The following is a 20,737-nucleotide window of genomic DNA, read 5'->3' as shown; positions in this document are numbered from 1 at the left end:
ATGACGACGTCTTCACCTACACCATCAAGGACGGCGACGGCGATCTGTCGCACACCACGCTGACGATCTCGATCGGCGACTCCACGCCGACCATCGGCGGCCTGACGCCGCAGGCTCAGGGCGGCGACGTCACCGTCAACGAGGACGATCTGCTCGCCGGCCGCGGCGCCGGTGAATCGGCCGGTTCCGACACCTCGAAGGAGAGCACCACCCAGGGAGGCACCTTCAATATCAGCTCGCCCGACGGCATCGCCACGCTCAGCATCGACGGCCACGCCTTCATCACCAATGGCGTCTTCACCGCCGGCTCCTTCACCACGGCGCTCGGCAACACGCTCAACGTGACCGGCTACAATGCGGCCACCGGTGTCGTCACCTACACCTACACGCTCAACGACAACGAGGTGCATGCCGCCGGCCAGGGCACCAACAGCCTGTTCGAGAACTTCACCGTCTCGCTCACGGACCAGGACGGCCAGAACGCGACCGGCACGCTCTCCGCAAACATCGTCGACGACGTGCCGACAGCGCATAACGACACCAACAGCGCGCAGTCGGGCCAGACGGTTACCGGCAATGTCGAGACCAACGACACGGCCGGCGCCGACGGCATCGCCTCAATCGCCTGGACGGGCGCTTCCGGCAATACGGTGACCGGCAGCTACGGCACGCTGACCATCGCGGCCGACGGCTCCTACAGCTACCACGCCAACCCGAATGCCTCGGGCACCGAGGTGTTCACCTACACCATCACCGACGGCGACGGCGACACCTCGCCGGCCACGCTGACCATCACGGTGGCCAACGGCCAGCCGCAGCCGGCGGCGGCGACCCAGACCGTCAACGAGGCGGCGCTGGACACCACCACCACGGGCAGCGACATCGCGCACGGCACGGTCACCGGCTCGAACCCGTCGAGCACGGCGGAGACGGTCTCGGGCACGCTCTCGCTCGGCGATCCCGACAGCCCGCACGTCACCAACATCCAGGGCGCGACCTCATCGGTCGTCGGCGGCAGCGCCGTCACCGTGCAGGGCACCTACGGCGTGCTGCAGATCGACCAGAGCGGCAACTACACCTATACGCTGACCAAGCCGTTCGACACCTCGCCGGATGCCAACAACGGCACCAACACCGAGACCGGCAAGGACGTCTTCACTTATACGGTGACCGACGCCTACGGCAACACGTCGACTTCGACCATCTCGATCAACATCATCGACGACGTGCCTACGGCGCCTGTCCCGGACTACGCGGTGCTTTCCAATGGGGCGGGCAATCCGGTCACATTCGCGCTGGACGAAGATCACACGTTGACTGGCAACTACGGAGCGGATGGGCCCGGCACGGTGCAGTTCGCGACCTCTCTCGACGGCGTGGACAGCGGCCTGACCTCGGGCGGCACGCACATCATCTACGATGTGTCGCCGGACGGCCATACCTTGTACGGGATGGCCAACAACGTCGCGGTGTTCACGGTCACGCTCGACCCGACGAACGCCACCTATTCCGTGGACATGAACGGAACGGTGGACAGCGTCTCGCAAGTGACGTTCTCCAACGGCTCCTATGATTTCGATGGCGGCAACGGCGCCTGGGCCGGCTTCGTTCCCACCGGTCAGAAAAACTCCGGTACACCTGTCAACGACGACTCGAGGGATGTGCTTTTCACGCCCTTCGGCACCGGCACGACGATCAACGGGAATGCGAATTCCTTTGGTGTCGGCGGCGGCAGCGGAGGACAAAATATCGGCGCTGGCGAAGGCATCCGGGTCGATTTCGTCCAGGATCTGACCGGCAACACGATGGGAGCTGGCGGCTACGGTGCTCCCGCCAATCGCGATCACGTGTTCGACAGCCACTATGTGGCCAACGGCGCTACCTTCACGTTTGGCGACGGTACCAGCAACACCCTTCTCAGGATTACCGCCTTCGACGACAACGCCACGACCGGCACTGACGGCAACAAGACAGTTGGCGACGGCGTGCATGATTCCGTGACTTCAGTCGCGATCACCTATGACGGGGAAACCCAGATGGTGTCGTTTGCCGACATCGGCACCACGGCAACGTCCTACACCGTAGGCAATCCGGGAGGGCTGACGGACAGAACCTATACGGTTCACTTCGTCGACCTGGGTGACGGCAAATATGCCGCCGAGATCACGGGCGTGCTCGATACCCACGTTTCGGTCTCGACGTTCACCGCCGATGGCTACAGCAGCCTGGAGTTGCTGAACGCATCTCCGACCGACGACAGCGGCAACGACTTCGCCATTACCGGATTTGGCGCGGCCGTTCAGACCACCGATCCCGTCAACTTCAACCTGCCTATCGAAATCGTCGATGGTGACGGCGACAAGGCGACGAGCGAGATCGGCGTGACGCTGTATGGAACCGGGGTTCAGGATCATTCCGCGGACGCTGCCGGCGCTTCCCACCTCTACACGTCGACGGTGGCCCTGCCGAACATCATCGGGTCAGCTTTCAACGACACGATAACGGGCGACGTGTCTGCGAACGTGCTCTACGGCGGAGCCGGAGCCGACACGATCAACGGCAACGGCGGCAACGACACACTCGTCGGCGGCGCCGGCAACGACATCATGAACGGCGGGGCCGGCAACGACCTGCTCGTCGGCGGAGCGGGTCAGGACACGCTGACCGGCGGCACCGGAGGCGACACGTTCAAGCTCGACCATCTCGACATCAAGGATCTGATCAGCGACTACAATGGCGCCGAGGGAGACAAGATCGACCTGTCTTCGCTGTTCGAAACGTCGGGAGGCAACATCGCCGACTACGTGCACTACGACGCCGGCACGAAGACGCTGAGCGTCGACGTCAACGGCACGACCGGCGGCGCCAACTTCGTGGATGTTGCAGTGCTGCAGAACGCACCTGCGGCCGGCACCATCACGATCCTCTACGACGACAACAACCATACGCAGCATTCCACCACGATTTAGCGCGTATGCGCCGTCGTAGTGTCATGCTATGCATTAGCGAGACTTGATTTGATAATCTGGAGAGGGACTTACATGAAGCGTTCCGCAAGACTGCTGGCTTCGGCCACGGCGTTGCTGCTGGCCGGATCGACGGGCTTTGCCGCCGACATCATCGGCGAGCCGGCGGTGAACTATTGCCGCACCGTCGGCACCTCGGACCTCGTGCTGACCGACAACATGGTCGAGCTCAAGGACAAGGTGGTGAAGCTGATGGACGACTCCGTCGCCGTCGCCAACAGCCCGGAATGGATCAACTCGTCGCGGCCCGCCTTCGTGTGGGCGTCGGAAGCCAAGGTCGCCTGCGGCAAGGCCTATGGCTACCTGAAGACCAACTACAAGGACGAGGACTACCTCAACAAATGCGAGTGCTTCCACGACCGCATGGTCGAGTACATGCACTGAGCTTAGCGTGCCGTCCGGCCCGCAATGATCGTGATGAGAGCATTGGCGGAGGCAATCGCCTCCGCGTGCCCGGCGCCGGTCGCCTCGCAGGCCGGCGCCGCGCCGCGTTTCGAGCAGCGTCGCACGCAAGTCCTGGCGCTGGCGCTCGTCGCGGCCACAGCCCTGCCCGGCTGCCAGTCGAAGACAGGCGCGTCCGACGTGCTCGATCCGTCGGCGATCGCAACGCCGGCAGCCCAGGCCGGCAGTTCCAGCACGACCGCCGCGCAGATGACTGGCAGCAGTCCCGCCGCGGCCACCACCGCCAGGGCCAGCCAGACGCTCGGCACCGGCCCGACCCGGATCACCATGCTATTGCCGCTCTCGGCCCCGGGAAGCGCCGGCGAAAACGGCCGGAAGATGTATGACGGGGCGCGCCTGGCAATGGCCGATCTCGGCGACAAGCTGCTGACGCTGACGATCGAGGACACGCGCGGCGACAGCGCCTATGCCAAGGACCTGGCGGTGAAGGCGATCACGTCGGGCGGCGCGAAGGCCGTCATCGGGCCGGCCGAGCTCACGGCTGCGCAGCACCTGGCCAAGCTCTCCGGCACGACGCGGCCGCCGGTGCTGGCGCTGGCCGACAATTTCGCCGGCGGCCCGGGCGTCTATTCGGTGCGGCTGAGCGAAGCCGACAGCGCTGCGGCCGGGGCCGCGGCAATCGCCAGCAAAGGCGCGAGGAAGTTCGTGCTGATGGTGCCGGCGGGCGCGAACTCCAGCGCCATCGAGGCCAGGGTCAACAACGCGCTCAGCATCTATGGCGCGACGCTTGCGGTGACGCTGCCCTATTCGCCCGCCGACGCCGCAAAGGCGGTGTCCGACATGGGCTCGCTGGTGGAGGCGCCCGAGGCGATCGTGGTGGCCAGCGGCGACGGCAGCCCGAGCGCCGCGCTTGCGGCGCTGAAGGCGAAGGGCATCCCGGGCAAGGCGGTCAAGCTGATCGGCACCGACCGCTGGCTGGAGCGCCCGATGGATCCGCTCTATGAGGGCGCCTATATCGCGACGCTCGACCAGAGCGAGACCGGGCCGATCGCCGACCGCTTCAAGGCTACGTACAGCTACCAGCCCGATGTCAACGTCGCCTATGCCTATGACACGGTGGCGCTGTCGGCAGGCATTGCGAGCTCGGCCGGCCCGGACGGCTTCAAAAAGCAGGTGCTGGAGAACGCCACCGGCTTCCGCGGCTCGACAGGCCTGTTCCGCTTCCACGCCGACGGCTCGAGCCAAAGGTCGATGCCCTTCTTCAAGGTGGAGAAAGGCAAGCTGAAGCTGGTGGAGAAGTCGACGTCGGGGTTTTGAGGAAGAGCAACGATTTAATTGAGCTGCTCTAGAATCCCCGAACTGGTGGCCAGCTTCACACTCTCATAGATCACGAATGCAATCGTGAAGATCGCCGCCAGGGAGATCGGAACGCCGAAGGGCACAACGCCCTTGCGGTCCAGATGTTCGACGTAAAGGCGGAACATGCCTGCGGGCAGCACGAGCGGGTTTTTCACCAGCACCGCCATCACCAAGGCAAACACCAGCAGCAGCACCGAAAATACTACAAGGCCGCTGCCGCCGATCAACAACGGCATGATCGCCATCAGCTTGACGTCGCCGGCACCAACCTTGCGCAAGGTCCAAAAAGGGAAAAGCACAACAAACAGCAGCAGGGCAGCGAGCGCGCTCAACCCCATGTCCCACCATGATCCCGCCTGAACCGAGAAAAGCTGCAGCGAGCCAAGGCCGAGGCAGAGCAGCAGCAGAACGTCACGGTTGGCAATCTTCTGGGTTGTGAAATCGACCCACGCGGTTCTAGCCAGCAACGGAATGGCCAAGGCCTTGAGCAGCAGCGATGCTGCAAGCAAGAGGCTCATGACCGCTCTATGTTCCGTACGCTCGAGGACAGCAGTTTCAGATTGTTGGCGACTGTCGGATCGTTGGGCGCGAGCTCATAGGCCTTGAGGAAGTTGCTGCGCGCCAGCTGCAGCTTGCCGCGCAGCAGGTAGGAATAGCCGAGATTGTTGTAATACTCCGGCGTCCCGCCGAGCAGCTTGTAGGCCCGGCTGTAGGCGAGATCGGAGAGATCGAAACGCCTGATGCGGTCGCAGGAAGCGGCAAGGCCGAGCCAGGCGACGCCATCATTGGGCGCCAGCCGCGTTGCTTTGTAGAACAAGGCGCCGGCATTGCCGTAATTTTCGGAGCGGAACTGGGTCTTGGCCTCAGTGACCGCCTGGTCCGAAGCATAATAGTCGACATCGCTGATTGTTTTCAGCCCCTCGAAAGTATCGCCAAAGGCGGTGTAGTCGCCTTTGGCGGGCTCGTTGGTGCGAACGACACCGTTATCAAGGTCTTTGGTCTGGCAGCCGGCGAGAAAAATAAGCAGCAGGCTGGTCACGAACGCGAGGCGCTTTGGCCGTGTCATAGTGTGTCCCACGAAGTCCCGACTCACTTTTAGAGGCTAATCATACGACGGGCTAGAAGAAAATGCCTCTCATGCGGATGATCACCGGCAACAGGACGATCATGAGCACCAGCGGAAAGATGCAGATGCCTAGTGGGATCATCATCTTGACTGGCAGCGCATTAGCCTGCTCCTCAGCCTGAAGCATTCTCTGTGTCCGCATTTCATCGCTGTAGATTCGCAGCGCCTCAGTCAGGCTGGTGCCGAGCTCCTCCGACTGCCGAAACAGCACGGCGAGCGAGCGCGCCTCTTCCAGGCCGATGCGATCCGCCAGCTCGCGCAATGCCTCGCGCAGCGGCTTGCCGGCGCGCAGTTGGAGATTCATGATCGTCAGTTGGATGCCGAGCCATTTGTGGGTGCCCGCCATTTCCTGGCTCACCCGTTCGACTGCCGCTTCCAGGCTCATGCCGGCATCGGCGCAGGTGATCATCATATCCATGAAGTCGGGAAAGCCGCGGCGGTAGATTTTCTTCTGCGCATTCTCAAAGCGGTCAAGCATGATGCTTGGAATGACGAGGCAAGCGAGACCGAACAGAGCAGCGCCACCAAACAATATGAATCCTGGGATTTGCGGCGGGACTGCCGCAACTAGTCCGGCATAGCAGCCGAGAAAACCGATGCCGACGGCGGCGATTCGCGACAAGGTGTAAAAGAGAGGCGCGGTGGATTGATAAAAACCAGCCCGGAACAGCTTTGCCTCGAGTGCATTCGGGTCGCCGCGTTCCTTCTCGACCGAGCGGAAATAGGCGTCTATCGGGCGTTGCGCCGCAATCCTTACCAATTGCTGCTGTGCATCGAGCGAACGCCGATCAGTAATTCCTTCCGAAATCAGACTTTCGCTGACCAGTTTCCTCGTCTGCAGGGCAGGCAAAAAGATGAGCGCGCCGAACAAGAAAAGCGCCACGGCAGCCACGAAAACCGAAAGCGAGACCAAGAGTTCGGAATCCAGTATGTTCGAGAGAATAGTTATGTCCCGCTCCAATCAGTAATCGAAGTTGATCATGCGATACATGATGAAGTCGCCGAGTAGTCCCCAGCAGCCAAAGATCGTGAAGACCGGAAAAATCAAAGGATTTCCCCATACCTTCCCATAGTAACTCGGCGCAACGATCGCAAGGATCAGGAACATGACGATTGGGAAGAGTGAGATGACCCACGCCGAGAAACGACCTTCGGCGGAAAGCGCCCTGATCTTCAATTTCAACTTCTGTCTTTCACGCAAGACCTTGGATAGGTTGGCAAGTATTTCCGTAAGATTGCCGCCTGTCCTGGACTGGATAGACAACGATACCGAAAGAAGCTGGAGCCCTTCGAAGCCGACGCGCTCCGACAGCTTTCGCGCAGCCTGCTCCATGCTGAGCCCGAAGGTGATTTCATCGGAGACGATGCCGAATTCAGTCCCAAGCGGGTCAGGCATTTCGCGTGCCACCAATCCAACTGCCACCGAGATTGGATGACCGGCGCGCAACGAGCGCACGATCATGTCGAGCGCGTCGGGCAGTTGCTTGGCGAATTTCATGATCCGCTTGTTGCGAGCCCGCCGAAGGTACAGCAGAGGTAGAACAAATCCCACAATGAGGAATGAAAGCAGGGTCGGGAACGCCGCCACCCTCGCCAGCACACTCAGAAGCAACGCGACGATCAACCCTGCCAGGATGAAGGTGGCGGCAAATGTCAGCGGATTTCCGGTGATGCCCGACTGAGTGTAAAGCCTGTTGAGCCAAACCACGCCGAAAGCGTAGTCGCCGGAATTGGTTAGACCGCGCTCGCGCAGTAGACTTTGCAAGGCCTGCTCGGCAGGCCCTTCTTCCGCGAGACGTTTCAGCCGTCGGTTGATCAAGACGGCGCGCGCGCGTCCTCCGGCATAGGAAACATAGAGCGCCTCCGCCGCGAGGATGACTGCCGCCGCCGCGAGCACATAAATGAAGTAAAGCAGCGTTTGACCGGTCAGCATCAGAGGGGAACCTGCGGATTAAAGGCGTCCTTGCCGAAATGCAGGCCGAGTGTCGCCGCTTCCTGCGCGAAGCGCGGACGAATGCCGGTAGCGCGAAAATCGCCAATGATCTGGCCATCCGCCGCGATGTCACGGCGGACAAAGGTGTAGAGTTCCTGCAGCTGGACGACGTTGCCTTCCATGCCGGTCAGTTCCGATATGGAAATCACCCGCCGGCCACCATCCGATAGACGCTGTGTCTGCACGATGATGTCGATGGCCGAGGCAATCTGCGCCCGAATGGATTCATGGGTCATCGGCATGCCGGCCATGCCGACCATCTGCTCAAGGCGCGAGAGGGCGTCACGCGGCGTGTTGGCATGGATGGTTGTCATCGAGCCTTCATGGCCGGTGTTCATCGCCTGCAGCATGTCGAAGGCTTCCTCGCCGCGCACTTCGCCGACGATGATGCGATCGGGCCGCATGCGCAGCGCATTCTTGACGAGCTCGCGCTGGCGAACCTCGCCTTTGCCCTCGACATTGGGCGGGCGCGTTTCCAGCCGACCGACATGCGGCTGCTGCAACTGCAGCTCCGCCGCGTCCTCGATGGTGATCAGGCGTTCCTTGGCCGGGATGTAACTCGACAGGGCATTGAGCAGCGTGGTCTTACCACTGCCAGTGCCGCCCGAAACCAGGATCGACTTGCGCGCCTGCACTGCGATCCGCAACAGGTCGACCATCGGCGGACGGATGGAGTTGAAGGCGATCAGCCGTTCCAACGAGTAGGGATGCTTGGAGAATTTGCGGATCGAGACCAGCGGGCCGTCGACCGAGATCGGTCGCACGGCGATGTTGACGCGCGAGCCGTCGTCGAGGCGCGCATCGACCATCGGCGCGGATTCGTCGACCCGCCTGCCGATGTTGGAGACGATCTTGTTGACGATCCGCAACAAATGCGCCTCGTCGCGGAACCGGATTGACGTCTCCTCCAGCACGCCGCGCCGCTCTATAAAGACGTGGTTGTGCGTGTTGATCAGGATGTCGGCGATCGAATCATCCTTGAGCAGCGGCTCGATCGGGCCAAGCCCGAGCATTTCATCCGCCGTGTCGCTGGTCAGTTGATCCAGTTCGCGAGCATTCAAGGGGACATTGCGGGCGCGAACGAACTCACGGACGATCGGCCGGATCTCGTTGAGAATCTCTTCCTTCGATGCATTTTCCAGGGCGGCCAGATTGAAGCGGTCGATCAGATGGCGGTGCAGTTCGACCTTCAGCGAAAGGAAATCGTCGCTCTGCGATTCCGCTTCCGCAGCAGGCGCATTTGCCGCCCCGTTCACCACCGCGACAGGCGCCGGCTGCGGCGATCTCTGTTCATTCGATCCTTTAATGAAGCGACCCAACATGCCGCCTGTCCCCTTGTGATTTTCCCCGGATCGAAACTAAGCGTTAACCACGGGGGGCACAAGCGGCCGGAAGGACACACCGCATGTATTACTTGCGACATAGTTAAGAACATGGATACGGGAAATCGTTTTTATTTCCTCCCTACTAGCTATGCCGGACTAAAGTCCTAGGACTTTTGTCGCACCGTGAGTACCCTGTGCCTCTAAGCCATTTAATATAAAGGGATATGTTACACCCCTAATATGGATGCATCCCCTGTTCGAAGGAGGCAGAATTGTGAATGAATGGTTAAGAGGGCTTGAAAAGTGAGGCGAATCAAGACGTTGTCGAAAATGAAATTTCAATCTCTCAGGTATTGAAAGGTTAAAGGATTGTTAATCCGTTTGACACTGCTTTTTCAGCGGACCTAGGATTGCATTCGACGGGGGATGCTTGGGTATGGGGTTCATCCTTAGGCTCGTCTCGTCGGGTTCAAACCTCCAAAGGGAGAAATTGGCATGAAGAAGCTCATGACGATGGCCCGGCAGTTCCGCGACGAAGAAAACGGCGCTGCTATGGTCGAATATTCAATCCTGGTCGGCATCATCGCCGGCGCAGCGATTCTTGCGATCGTCGCGATCGGCCTCTGGGTGACCGGCCGCTTTACGGGCCTGTGCGGCATTCTTGACGGCAACGGCGTGATTGCTGGCGGCGGAACTGGCACCTGCGACGCTGCAGCCGGTACCGGTAGCTGATCGTCCATTTTCCAAATCAGGCCCGGGCCAAAGCCCGGGCCTGATACCGGTCGCGACGGGCTAACGCGGCCGATTATTACTGGCCTTTTTGGGGTTTAGGCTAATGCGTGGCAATACGGTGATCATGATCATTCTCGCCTGCGTGTTTGGCGTGCTCGCGGTGGTGTTTGCCAATATGTGGCTCGCCAATCAGCGTAGCGCTCTGGCTCAGTCGAACGGCGCGCCGCGCGACACAATCGTAGTCGCGGCGGTCCCGCTCAAATTTGGCGACACACTAACCGCCGATAAACTGCGCGAGATCCCTTGGCCGTCCGGGGCAATTCCGGCGGGTGCGTTCAAGACGACAAAAGATGCGCTGGCCGGGGCTGGCACCAGACAGGCATTACAATCCATCAGCACCAACGAACCGGTTCTGACAAGCAAGGTAACCGGTGCGGGCCAACGCGCTACGCTTTCAGCGGTGTTGGGAGAAGGGATGAAGGCCGTTTCCATACGGGTCAACGACGTACTTGGCGTCGCGGGATTTGTTTTCCCGGGCGACAGGGTTGACATATTGTTGACACGCCAATCACACGGCGACGACGGCACAGACAAGAGCTTTGTCGATGTTCTATTGCAGAGCGTCAAGGTGCTCGCGATCGACCAGGTCGCCGACGAGAGCAAGGAAAATCCAACGGTCGTGAAGGCTGTCACCGTTGAGGTCAGCACAAAAGACGCGCAGAAGCTGACGCTAGCCGCGGGGACGGGCCAACTGTCTCTGGCGCTTCGCCAGGCTGCCGCAAGCCAAGGCGAGCAGACTCAGCGCGTCACGCTTTCGGATCTCACTGGCGACACACCGGAAGACGTCGCCAGGCGGCAAGCCGAGCTCGAGAGACAGAAAGCCGCCGAAGCAGCGGCCGCCGCAGACCGCAAGCGGATCGATGGGCTCGCTCAGGCTGTGGAACGAGTGGGCAGCCAAATCGATGAGTTAAGCAAGGTAAAGCCGGAGCCGGCTGTTGCGCCTGCACCACAGGCGCAGGAAGTTGTAAAGGAAGTGGTCAAATTTGTGCAGCCGGCCCCGCCAGCCCGCGCTACAATCGGCGTGTTCCGCGGCGTGAAGCTTGAGACCTACGACGTGCCGCGACAGAAGTAACGAGGGACAGCTGCAGTCGCAGCAATCGGGGAGACGCGGATGCAGGTGTTGTATGTGAGGGTAGCGGCGGCCGCGCTAATCCTCCTGGCGTTGTCAGTGTTTCCTGACATTCGGGCCCGTGCCGCTGACCGTTTCATCGACGTGTCGAACCCGTCCATCCACCGTGTGTTCGTTCCTGTCTCGCAGTCCGTCACCATCCAGGTGAGTGCTACGCTTGGCGATATCGTCGTCGGTGATGAGAAGATCGCCGACGCCCAGCCTATGACCGACAAAACGCTTTACATCATCGGCAAGGGCATTGGCACGACAACTGTCAACCTGTTTTCCGAGGACAAGCGCTCGCTGGGCGCCATCCAGGTCGAGGTTGGACAGGACGTCAGCGACATGGCCGCAGCTATCCGCCAGGTGGCGCCGAAGTCTCGCATTGAGATCGGTTCCATCAACGGCAAGATCCGGCTTTCCGGCCACGTCAAGGATGCCGCTACGCTCGCGTCTATCGTGGAGGTCACCCAACAATACGGCCCTGACGCTATCATCAACTCCGTTACGATCGATGATAGCCAGCAGGTCAACCTGTCGGTGCGCATCCTGGAGGCCAAGCGCAGCGCCGGTCGCGATCTCGGTGTGTCGTGGCGGGGCGTGAACCGCAGCGGCAAAACCGTTTGGGGCACCGGCGATGCCACGGTGGACAAGGATGGGACGGTCCTCGGACCTGGCGACCTGATCAGTGGGCTTTTATCGAATTCAAGCCCGTTCGCAGCACTCATAACCCGCGTCATCGACAGCAACGTCAAGGTCGACCTGATCATCCAAGCCCTCGAATCAAAGGGCCTGGTGCGATTGCTGGCCGAACCGAACCTCACCACAGTTTCCGGCGAGACCGCCAGCTTCAATGCCGGTGGCGAAGTGCCGATCCGCAGCACAAGCAGCAATGGCGAGGTCCAGGTCGAATTCAAGCAGTTTGGCGTCAATCTGAACTTCACGCCCGTCGTGCTTGACGACGGCAAGATCCACATCAAGCTGGCACCCGAGGTCAGCGACCTGACCGGCTTTACCCCCGCAGGCGACCCGATCTTCACTAACCGCAAGTTGGCAACCGTAGTAGACTTACGCGACGGCCAAAGCTTCGCTGTGGGCGGTCTTCTCTCCAGCAAAAACACCAGGCTGCAGGATCAGGTGCCGTGGCTCGGCCAGGTGCCGATTATCGGCGCGCTGTTTCATAATTCGAGCACGCAAAAGGAAGAAACCGAACTGGTCATCATCGTCACGCCGAACGTCGTGCGCCCCGTCAAGCCTGGGCAGCAACTGGCGACACCGTTCGACAAGACCAAGCCCGCGAACGATCCGGAGTTGTTCCTGCTCGGCCAACTCGAAGTCAACAAGGACATGATCCGGAGATACGAACACGGTGACGGCGTTACCGGCCCTTATGGCCACATGCTGGACGTCAAATCGAAGGACAAGATGCTCTATGTCAAGAAATAAGCTCTTGCTCGTCCTTCTCAGTTCCAGCCTGCTTGCGGGCTGCGCGGCCGACTATCTAAACAATTACGACACGATGACGTTGGCTGCGGGTGACTCGCAGAAAGCCAATCAGTTGCTGCAGACGGTCGATCCCTACAACCCGGCTTCCAACAACACGAAGATCGAGGGTGATGGGGCGCGCTCCGTCGCAGTCGTTCAACGATACAAGGTTCCGCCTCCCCCGCCGCCAACAACGAACATGACAGTCAATGTCGGTCCGGCGGGCACGAGCACGCAGTAAACTGAGCGAAAGGATGCGGTTGTGTCGGGCGCACGAGGAGCCCGGCACAAAGGGGTAAAGGGTAGGGCCATGTTGCGGATCATCCGTGCGTTCTGGCGCGATCAGAGGGGTATAGCGCTGATCCTCGTCAGCATCATGCTGCCGGCTATCATCGGATTGTCCCTGCTGGCAATCGATATGAGCCGGATGAACAATCTGCACAATGACTTGCAGAAAGGCGCAGACGCTTTAGCGCTCGCGGGAGCGGCCGAACTGAACGGCAGGTCCGATGCGTGGACGCGTGCAGAGAACGCTCTGACAAATCTGGTTTCCAACGACGCCAAGTTCTCCGACGCAGGTATCGTGGCGCTGACAACCGGCACCGGAGCCACGACGGTGAACCCGACCTATCCGGCGTGCCGGTCGAAAGGACAGGTGTCGTGGTGCTTCCTAAAAGATATCCCGGCAAGCGACGCCACGGTCATCAATCCATCGACGGGTGTGGACGCAAATGCTATCGACCACAAAGCCGCCAACGCCATTGAGACGCGTTTTATACTTGTCAGGATCCAGCCGGAAACCTTCTCAGCGATGTTTCCGGTCTTCGTTTCTTCCTCGGGAAATGCGACCGACACCAGCTACAACGTCAGCGCCGTCTCGGTCGCAGGTTTCACCTCAGGCGTTTGCAACTACACACCGGTTTTCATCTGCAACCCCTATGAGATGGTGAACGGCACTAATTCGGCGGGTGGTGCGACGCTCGAGCAGGCCGTGACGGACCCTGCTATCCATCGTCGATTGATTGAACTGCGCATGGTCGGAAACGGTGCCGCCTACGGTCCGGGCAATTTCGGCTTCCTGCAGCCGCCGGACGGCGTCGGCAACGGCGCCCAAGCGTTGGCGCAGACCATTGCCACCTCGAAGCCGCAGGGTTGCTATTCGGCCCAAGGCGTAAGCACCAAGACCGGCCAAAACAATGGCCCGGTCCAGGACGCTTTCAACGTGCGGTTCGGCATCAAAGCCAGCGGCAATGCCTTCAACAGCGCCGAATACGGCCCAGCTTCGAATGTGCGGAAAGGAGCGTCCACCAGCGGCAATGGGAATGGCAACGGAAACGGCGGCGGCAATGGAAATCAGTGCCCTTCCTACAATCAACTAACGTTCAACGCGACAGGCAACATGGGCCTGCCGCGCGATTCAACCACGCCCTATATGGGCGGGCGTATGGGCGACGGTAACTGGAACCTGTCCAGCTATTGGAGCACCAATTTTGGCTCCGCCAGCTATCCTTCGTCCTGGAGTACCACTAAGCCAACGCGCTATCAGGTTTACAAATATGAGAACGCAAACAACCTAATCGGCCACGCCTCGACAGGCGGCGAGGTCGGGACTCCGCCAAGCGCCTGCCAGGCCCCGGTTACCTCGGTCGATCGCAGGTTGCTCTACGGGGCGATTTTGAACTGCAACGCGCTGCAGGCCGCCGGCAACAACCTGAATGGCAACAGCACCAATCTCCCCGTCGAGGCCTTTGCGAGCTTCTTCATGACGGAGCCTGTTCCTGGCGCCTCTGCCGGGGGATCTGTGTTTGTGGAACTCGTCGATATTACCGGCCGTAGCGGCCAAGGGACGCTCGACAATTTCCTGCGCGACGAAGCGCAGCTCTATCGGTGACAGCCATGGCAAGCTTGCTGTCGCGCACCCTGAGACGCTTTCGCTCCGACCAGAGAGGCACGGTGCTGATCGAAATGGCGATTGTCGGCCCGCTGATGTTGCTCCTGTCCGCCGGCGTGTTCGAGTTCGGCAACCTCATCCATGATAAGATGCTTATGGAAGCTGGCCTGTCAGACGGGGCGCGTTTCGCAGCGCGCTGCAACAGCCAGCTTTATACCGACGCGGGCCTTGCCGCGATCGATTGCGCCGACCTCGCGAAGAACATCACGGTATTCGGCAATGTGGCGGGGACAGCACCGGCCCGTCTGTATGGCTGGCAGAAATCTGATGTCACGATCAGCATAGCCGACCCGGCCACTTGCAAAAACGCTATCGACCCCGGCACTGGCACTGTTCTGTACCTCTCGACTACGTCGCAGGTATGCATAGTAACCGCGTCCGGCACTTACGCGTACAGCAGTCTCGACAGCGCCGGGTTGTTGTCGCTGCTCAACATCACCACCGTGACACTTGGGGCTAGCCACCAGGAGCGGTTGATCCGATTTTGATGATGCTGAATCGATTCCTAAGATCGGAAGATGGGACAGCGATGGTCGAGATGGCGATCGCGATGACTCTGCTGCTTTCGCTCACCTTAGGTTTCGTTGATTTCGGCTACGCCTTCTATCAATGGAACGCGGCGACCAAGGCCGTGCAAGTCGGTGCACGAATTGCATCCATATCCGATCCTGTTGCTTCAGCCTTGACAACAGCCGCCCCAACCTCGAGTCCAGGCGCCCCTGTGACAGCCGGCGCCTATGGTCCGTTTGTCTGCACTTATGACAACGCCGGCACCGGCGGCTGCACTAACGGCGGCACTTTCAACGCCACCGCTTTCAGCCGCATCTTCCGCGGTGACACCGCAAACACCAACGATGACACCTGTCCCGCGCAGGCAGCAAGTCAACGGCCTGGCATGTGCCACTTCTTCCCCGGCCTGCTGCGGAGAAACGTTGTCGTGACCTACGCGGCCACTGGGCTCGGCTACCAGACGCGGCTGGGCGGCCCGGTGCCAACCATCACCGTCAACCTGCAGAACATCAACTTCCAGTTCTTCTTCCTGGGCGGTCTGCTCGGGTTCGGTAATATGACCATGCCTTCCATGTTGAGTACTGTAACCGGCGAGGATTTGAAGAGTACGTCGCCATGAACGCCATAGACACCAGAGTGACACCGACAAAACGCAAGCAAGTAGCGCTGTTTTCCTCCGATCCGAATTTCAAGCGCGACGTGACGACCAGGCTCGACGCGCTGGCGATCTATGACGTCAGGGTTTCGGAGGCGGTCGAGTTCCTGAAGGGGCCGCCGGTCGATACGCGGCCGGGCATCATCATCCTCGATCTCGGCAGCGGCGAGTTGCTCGGCAATGCGGGCATCGTCGAGGCGCGCGCGGCGTGGTCGTCGGTGCCGCTGATCGCGATTTCGGACGAGCTCACCTCCGAGCAGACGCGCGTGCTGGTGCGCATGAACGCATCCGACTGGCTGCACAAGCCGCTCGACGCCAAGGAGTTGCTCAACGCCGTCACCTTCCACGACACCGGCAACAAAGGCACGAAGAGCCGCATCATCACCTTCATCAGCGCCAGCGGCGGCGCCGGCGCCACCACGCTGTCGATCTCGGCGGCCGAGCACCTTGCCTCGAAGTCGCCAGATCGGGCCGCCTCGACCTGCCTCGTCGACCTCGATTTCCAGAGCGCCAATTGCGGCGCCTATCTCAACCAGTTCAACCAGTTCGACCTTACCGGCATCATCGGCCAGCCGGACCGGCTCGACGTCGAGCTGATGGATGTCATCAAGCTGTCGCGGCCGTCGGGCCTGACGCTCTATTCCTTCGAACGGCCGCAGCTGCCGTTCGAACCGCAGGGCGCCGATTTCGTGCTGCGGCTGCTCGACCTCGTCGCCTATCGCTTCGACGATATCGTCATCGACCTGCCCAACATCGAGACGCCGTGGCACGATGCGGTGCTGCGCACGAGCGACGAGATCTTCATCGTCTTCGAGCTCAACGTCGCCTCGCTCAGGCAAGGCAAGCGGCTCTACAAGAAGATCCGCGAGCTGCGCGGCAACGGCGTCTCGATCACGCTGGTCGCCAACAAGCACAAGCGCAAATGGTTCGGCAATCACTTCTCGCGCAGCGAACTGGAGAAGATCTTCAAGGCGCCGCACATCAAATCGCTGGCGCTCGACAATGCCTTGCTGACCGACGCGCTGAACCGCGCCATCCTGCCGACCGAGGTGGACGGGCGCGCGCGCTTCAACAAGGACCTGAAGGCGATGTTCAAAGAGCGGCTGGATAATGCCCAGCGCTGAAGCAATTCCAGGAAAAGTGCGCAGCGGTTTTCCGTCCGGAATTGCGTCGCGACAGAGGCTTGCGGTCGCCAGGCAGCTGGCCGCCGTTTGCGTCGTCGGCATTGCGCTGGTGTCGGCCGGCGAGCCCGCCGCCGCCGGATCGGCGCCGCCGCTTCCGGCGATGGGTCCCAGCCTGCGCAAGACGGTCGCCTTCCAGAGCGCCGAGCAGCCGGGAACGATCGTCATCCGCAAACAAGAAAAGGCGCTCTATCTGGTGACGAGCCAAAGCCACGCGCTGCGCTACCAGATCAGCGTCGGCCGCGACGGGTTCGGCTGGACCGGGACGGTCAAGGTCTCGGCCAAGACCGAATGGCCCGAATGGCGCCCGCCGAAGGAGATGCGCGCCCGCCAGCCGGAGCTGCCGGCGATGGTGCCGTCGGGCCCCTATAATCCGCTCGGCGCCAGGGCGCTTTATCTTGCGCGCGAGGGTCGCGACACCCTTTATCGCATCCATGGAACCAACGATCCCAAAGGTGTCGGCTTCGACGGCACGTCGGGCTGTTTTCGCTTGACGAACACCGATGTGATCGATCTCTTCAAGCGCGTCGCGGTGGGCGCAAAGGTGGTGGTTGAATGACGATGATCAGCGAGCCGGACGTTCCGGCAATCGAGCTTGGCCAGCCAGAGCCGACCTTAAGCAAACCGAGCCGGGCAAGGACCATCGGCGCCATCGCGGTGGGTGCAGCACTGGTCACGACGATCAACGTGACCGCCGCGGTCTACCTCTATCGCGGCGTCAACGACCTGCGGCAGATCGAGGCGCGACTGGGGCAACTCGGCCAGTTCGAGCAGCGGATCGGCGCCCGCATCGATACCGTCAACAACGGCTTCCAGAGCCGGTTCGAGACGCTGGACCGGCAGTTGCAGGCAAGCTTCGGCCAGATCAACGGCAATCTCGTCCGGCTGGAGCAGTCCCAGCCGGCTGCCGTCGGCGCCGAGATGCCGCGCGCGCCGCAGCCCGCCTTTGCCGGCACGACAATGGCGGAAGCGTCGACAGGCGAGAACGGCGACGTGCCGCCCAGGATGACCGCGCCTCCCGGCCCCAATCCGGCCTACCAGCGCATCCAGCAGGCCGACGGCAAGGTCTATTACAAGAAGATCAACTGATTTCCGTCGGCCTTCGCGGGCGGTGTCTCGCGGGCCGTGTTCGCCTAGATTAAAGGTCGCGCTGCAGGGCGAGAATGCGGACCGCCCGAGCTTCCGCGCGCTGCCGCGCTTCGCCAAGGAAGGCGATGTGGCAGTAAGCGCATGCCGCCAGGCCAAGGCACAGAACCAGGCTGTTCTTGAAGCTGAAGTCGATCATCAGCGAATACTGGAAGCCATGCGGAGCCGTGAACGAAGCGATCGTGCTCGCCGTTTCGGAGTGGCTGCCGCCCGCGATCATCAGCCCGGCGAAGAGCAAAGCCGCATGGTTGGCGAGGAAGAAGCCGGCAGGCCTCTTTGCGTAGCACGCCATCCAGCAGGCGGCCGAAGCGACGAGGATGATCGCGCCGTCGAGCATCATCGAGCCGCCGAGATAGAAATCCAACTGCTGCCAGAACATCGTCGAGAAGGGACGCAACTCGCCCCAGGCCTGCCACATCACGGGGCTGGCCGGATAGGATCCGAGCAGGAAGGTCGCCGTTCGCTCCGCCGCCAGGACAAGCAGCATGAGGGCCGGGAAAGCAAAGAGCAGTAGCGGCTTGCGCGTCATGTCACCCCCTCGACATCCGATGCCGGAGTGTATGTCGCATAAGTTGCGCGACACTTAACGCAACGCCTTGCTTTTCAAGCAATGTCGCCGCCGCTTAATGTATGATGCGATGGTGGGAATTGAGGCGCGGTGGTCCTTGTGGGCGAGGTAAGGTCGACCGGCAGGCTTGCCTTGACGCTCGGCAGTCTCGGGCTGGCTGCGGGAACGCTGTTGATCATCCTGAGCAGGCAATGGCTGCCTGCTGCCCCCTCGCCTCCACCGGCCCAGGACGCGCAACGAGCGGCCCCTCGCATGCCCTTTCGCGATGCCCGGCCGCCGCAGCCGGCGCGCAGGATCGCCGAGCACCTCATTGCGCCGCCACCGCTCGACGCCGCCGGCATCGAGCGCCTCGAGCGCCGTCCCCCGCTTGGCGAGCTCGGCCTCGCATCGCCGCCGAAGACGCCGATGCCGCAGGTTTGGCGCGAGACGCTGCTCTACCGGCCGATCGCCACGTCATCGGCGACCTTCCAAGCAATGGGGCGCACGGTCGCCATCAGCGGCGCCATCGACATCGATCCCGGCCGGATCTGTCAGTTCGGCGATGCCAGCTGGCCGTGCGGCCAGCGTGCCCGTGCCGCCTTCCACGCCTGGCTGCGCGGCCGGGCGCTGAAATGCGTCCTGCCGCCGGACGCCGAACGCTTTGCCGTCGCCGCGTCCTGCAAGCTCGGCAACCAGGATGTCGGTGCCTGGCTTGTGTCCAACGGCTGGGCGATGGCCTCGCCGCCGGGCATCTACGGCAAAGCCGAATCCGTGGCCAGAAACGCGGAAATGGGCATTTTCGGCCCGCCGCAATAGCCTATCAGAAAGGTGAGCTTCGGTTTTCCGTCCTGAATTGCGTGAAAGCAGAATGGTCAGAGCCGTTCAGCGACTCTAGTGAACGGCTCTGGCGCCGCGCGAATCGTCCGAAGCGGAAGTGAGGCCGCAGCCGCCGGCGAGCGCCGGATCCAGAAAGATGCCGAGTTCCTTCTAATTGTAAGTTTTGCTGACACCGAAATCGTAACACACCTTCTCTAAAGCCAAGGCGTCCAACAGGAGATTGGCCCGTGACCACAAAAGCGCAGATCGCGCCGGCTCAGACATGGAAGCACATTGTTTGGCTGCCCTTGCTGGGCACTGCCGCCTGCCTCGGGCTGTCGCTCGGCCTGAACTACCTGCTTCTGCTGAGCGACGCGTTGACGCCATTCGGCCGCAGCGTCGTCACCGCAACGCTGGTGCCCGTCGTCATCGGCCTGCCGCTCTTTGCCCTGCTCGGATGGAAACAGGTCGCGATCCTCCGCTACCGCCAGGAACTCACCAGGTCCGGAACCTACGATCGGTTGACCGGCTGCCTCAACGGCGCCGTGTTCACGTCCATGGTCGACAGAAGGGCGGCAAGGCCGGCCGGCCCGCGTTCCGGCGCATTTCTGGTCATCCATCCCGAACATCTCGCATCGATCAACCTGCGCTTCGGCCTCGGGTGGGGCGACGAAGCCTTGCGGCTGATCGCCTCGGCTATCCGATCTTCGGTGCGCAAGGAGGATCTCATCGGCCGCATCGGAAACTCGATGTTCGGCGTCTTCCTCCCCGGCGCGACGAAGCAGGACGCCAAGGAGGTTGGCGAACGCATTCGAGAGGCGGTGGGACAGATCTATTTCGCCCCGAAAGGCGAAAAGGACGTGCTCGCCATCCGCGCCGGCGGCGTCGTCTTCGAGCATGAGCTGGCGTTCGACGACATGTACCGATCGGCGGAGGAACTGTTGCTCGAGGTTCAGGACGACACAAACGTGGCGCTGTCGCAGATTACCAATTGATCCGGCAGCGAGACTGAGCTCGGCTTTACCGCGGACGCTTTTTGAGTAAGCGCACACCGAGCCCGCCACCGTTTTCCGGGATAAACGCGATACCTGCCACTACCAACGCGCTGATGATCTTCGACACGGTCTCGGGACGACCACCGAGGCGTCCATCCTCCGCCTCTAGACGCGCTATTGTTGGTTCAGACACCGCTGACCGTTCAGCCAAGTCTCCCTGAGACCATCCCAGCAACGCCCGTGCGGCCTTGATTTGTCTCGTGGTCACCGCCGACGCCTGATTTGATAGATTTTCTATTGACATTGGCCAAATCGCA

General features: G+C 61.4%; 22 protein-coding genes. 15 read left to right on the top strand and 7 right to left on the bottom strand.

The window, feature by feature from the left end; all coding sequences use genetic code 11:
• From EN818_RS25480 to EN818_RS25470, 3 genes are all read left to right on the top strand, one after another.
• The coding region (locus tag EN818_RS25480; RefSeq protein ID WP_189523839.1) for an Ig-like domain-containing protein at positions 1 to 2,969 on the top strand (2,969 nt) is incomplete at its 5' end.
• Between the two features lie 72 nt (positions 2,970 to 3,041).
• A complete protein-coding gene (locus tag EN818_RS25475; RefSeq protein ID WP_095807939.1) occupies positions 3,042 to 3,410 on the top strand; it encodes a hypothetical protein in 369 nt (122 codons plus the stop codon).
• 33 nt (positions 3,411 to 3,443) lie between these two features.
• Positions 3,444 to 4,745 carry a penicillin-binding protein activator gene (locus EN818_RS25470; RefSeq protein ID WP_135905666.1) on the top strand — a complete coding sequence of 434 codons (1,302 nt, stop codon included), beginning with the start codon at positions 3,444 to 3,446 and terminating at the stop codon, positions 4,743 to 4,745.
• A gap of 14 nt (positions 4,746 to 4,759) precedes the next feature.
• On the opposite strand, the gene EN818_RS25465 is transcribed toward EN818_RS25470, so the two are convergent.
• From EN818_RS25465 to EN818_RS25445, 5 genes are read right to left on the bottom strand one after another with little or no spacing between them, the layout of a single operon-like run.
• On the bottom strand, positions 4,760 to 5,305 hold the full coding sequence (locus EN818_RS25465; protein WP_095807938.1) for a prepilin peptidase: 546 nt from the start codon (positions 5,303 to 5,305) through the stop codon (positions 4,760 to 4,762).
• Complete coding sequence (locus tag EN818_RS25460; RefSeq protein ID WP_095807937.1) at positions 5,302 to 5,853, bottom strand: tetratricopeptide repeat protein; 552 nt, start codon at positions 5,851 to 5,853, stop codon at positions 5,302 to 5,304. Before EN818_RS25460 ends, EN818_RS25465 begins: the two co-directional genes overlap by 4 nt.
• 52 nt (positions 5,854 to 5,905) lie before the next feature.
• Complete coding sequence (locus EN818_RS25455) at positions 5,906 to 6,826, bottom strand: type II secretion system F family protein (protein ID WP_245420488.1); 921 nt, start codon at positions 6,824 to 6,826, stop codon at positions 5,906 to 5,908.
• Positions 6,827 to 6,874: 48 nt separating this feature from the next.
• Positions 6,875 to 7,846: a type II secretion system F family protein gene (locus tag EN818_RS25450; RefSeq protein WP_095807936.1), complete on the bottom strand. Its 972-nt coding sequence runs from the start codon at positions 7,844 to 7,846 to the stop codon at positions 6,875 to 6,877.
• Positions 7,846 to 9,228 carry a CpaF family protein gene (locus tag EN818_RS25445; protein ID WP_095807935.1) on the bottom strand — a complete coding sequence of 461 codons (1,383 nt, stop codon included), beginning with the start codon at positions 9,226 to 9,228 and terminating at the stop codon, positions 7,846 to 7,848. The genes EN818_RS25450 and EN818_RS25445 overlap by 1 nt, the downstream gene beginning before the upstream one ends.
• 498 nt (positions 9,229 to 9,726) lie before the next feature.
• Between EN818_RS25445 and EN818_RS25440 the strand changes: the two genes are divergently transcribed.
• The 10 genes from EN818_RS25440 to EN818_RS25395 all read left to right on the top strand — a co-directional run bounded on the left by EN818_RS25440 (position 9,727) and on the right by EN818_RS25395 (position 18,005).
• Positions 9,727 to 9,963 carry a Flp family type IVb pilin gene (locus tag EN818_RS25440; RefSeq protein WP_245420486.1) on the top strand — a complete coding sequence of 79 codons (237 nt, stop codon included), beginning with the start codon at positions 9,727 to 9,729 and terminating at the stop codon, positions 9,961 to 9,963.
• Positions 9,964 to 10,087: 124 nt separating this feature from the next.
• On the top strand, positions 10,088 to 11,095 hold the full coding sequence (gene cpaB, locus EN818_RS25435; RefSeq protein WP_245420484.1) for a Flp pilus assembly protein CpaB: 1,008 nt from the start codon (positions 10,088 to 10,090) through the stop codon (positions 11,093 to 11,095).
• Positions 11,096 to 11,134: 39 nt separating this feature from the next.
• Entirely contained in the window at positions 11,135 to 12,580 is a 1,446-nt protein-coding gene (locus EN818_RS25430; RefSeq protein WP_095807933.1) for a type II and III secretion system protein family protein, read from the top strand.
• Between the two features lie 4 nt (positions 12,581 to 12,584).
• Positions 12,585 to 12,860 (top strand): hypothetical protein, encoded by a 276-nt coding sequence (locus EN818_RS25425; RefSeq protein WP_245420482.1) that lies wholly within the window; start codon positions 12,585 to 12,587, stop codon positions 12,858 to 12,860.
• Positions 12,861 to 12,929: 69 nt separating this feature from the next.
• Positions 12,930 to 14,510 (top strand): pilus assembly protein TadG-related protein, encoded by a 1,581-nt coding sequence (locus EN818_RS25420; RefSeq protein WP_095807931.1) that lies wholly within the window; start codon positions 12,930 to 12,932, stop codon positions 14,508 to 14,510.
• A 5-nt stretch (positions 14,511 to 14,515) separates the two neighbouring features.
• Positions 14,516 to 15,058 carry a TadE/TadG family type IV pilus assembly protein gene (locus EN818_RS25415; RefSeq protein WP_095807944.1) on the top strand — a complete coding sequence of 181 codons (543 nt, stop codon included), beginning with the start codon at positions 14,516 to 14,518 and terminating at the stop codon, positions 15,056 to 15,058.
• A 41-nt stretch (positions 15,059 to 15,099) separates the two neighbouring features.
• On the top strand, positions 15,100 to 15,699 hold the full coding sequence (locus EN818_RS25410; protein ID WP_245420480.1) for a TadE/TadG family type IV pilus assembly protein: 600 nt from the start codon (positions 15,100 to 15,102) through the stop codon (positions 15,697 to 15,699).
• A complete protein-coding gene (locus EN818_RS25405) occupies positions 15,696 to 16,859 on the top strand; it encodes an AAA family ATPase (RefSeq protein WP_135905664.1) in 1,164 nt (387 codons plus the stop codon). Before EN818_RS25410 ends, EN818_RS25405 begins: the two co-directional genes overlap by 4 nt.
• Positions 16,846 to 17,475, top strand: coding sequence for a L,D-transpeptidase (locus tag EN818_RS25400; RefSeq protein ID WP_135905662.1), 630 nt, complete (start codon positions 16,846 to 16,848; stop codon positions 17,473 to 17,475). Before EN818_RS25405 ends, EN818_RS25400 begins: the two co-directional genes overlap by 14 nt.
• Positions 17,472 to 18,005 carry a hypothetical protein gene (locus EN818_RS25395; protein ID WP_095807928.1) on the top strand — a complete coding sequence of 178 codons (534 nt, stop codon included), beginning with the start codon at positions 17,472 to 17,474 and terminating at the stop codon, positions 18,003 to 18,005. Before EN818_RS25400 ends, EN818_RS25395 begins: the two co-directional genes overlap by 4 nt.
• Positions 18,006 to 18,054: 49 nt before the next feature.
• On the opposite strand, the gene EN818_RS25390 is transcribed toward EN818_RS25395, so the two are convergent.
• Positions 18,055 to 18,591: a hypothetical protein gene (locus EN818_RS25390; protein ID WP_135905660.1), complete on the bottom strand. Its 537-nt coding sequence runs from the start codon at positions 18,589 to 18,591 to the stop codon at positions 18,055 to 18,057.
• A gap of 138 nt (positions 18,592 to 18,729) precedes the next feature.
• Between EN818_RS25390 and EN818_RS25385 the strand changes: the two genes are divergently transcribed.
• Entirely contained in the window at positions 18,730 to 19,425 is a 696-nt protein-coding gene (locus EN818_RS25385) for a thermonuclease family protein (RefSeq protein WP_135905658.1), read from the top strand.
• A 248-nt stretch (positions 19,426 to 19,673) separates the two neighbouring features.
• Positions 19,674 to 20,420 (top strand): GGDEF domain-containing protein, encoded by a 747-nt coding sequence (locus tag EN818_RS25380; protein ID WP_245518870.1) that lies wholly within the window; start codon positions 19,674 to 19,676, stop codon positions 20,418 to 20,420.
• Positions 20,421 to 20,445: 25 nt separating this feature from the next.
• Here EN818_RS25380 and EN818_RS25375 read toward each other — a convergent pair whose 3' ends face one another.
• A complete protein-coding gene (locus EN818_RS25375) occupies positions 20,446 to 20,724 on the bottom strand; it encodes a helix-turn-helix domain-containing protein (RefSeq protein WP_135905656.1) in 279 nt (92 codons plus the stop codon).
• Positions 20,725 to 20,737: the final 13 nt, after the last annotated feature.

Origin of the sequence: Mesorhizobium sp. M3A.F.Ca.ET.175.01.1.1 (assembly GCF_004791945.1) — a bacterium.
Classification (GTDB): Bacteria; Pseudomonadota; Alphaproteobacteria; order Rhizobiales; family Rhizobiaceae; genus Mesorhizobium.
Note: the sequence above shows the minus strand (reverse complement) of the source record. Positions and strands in the feature narration are given on the sequence as shown.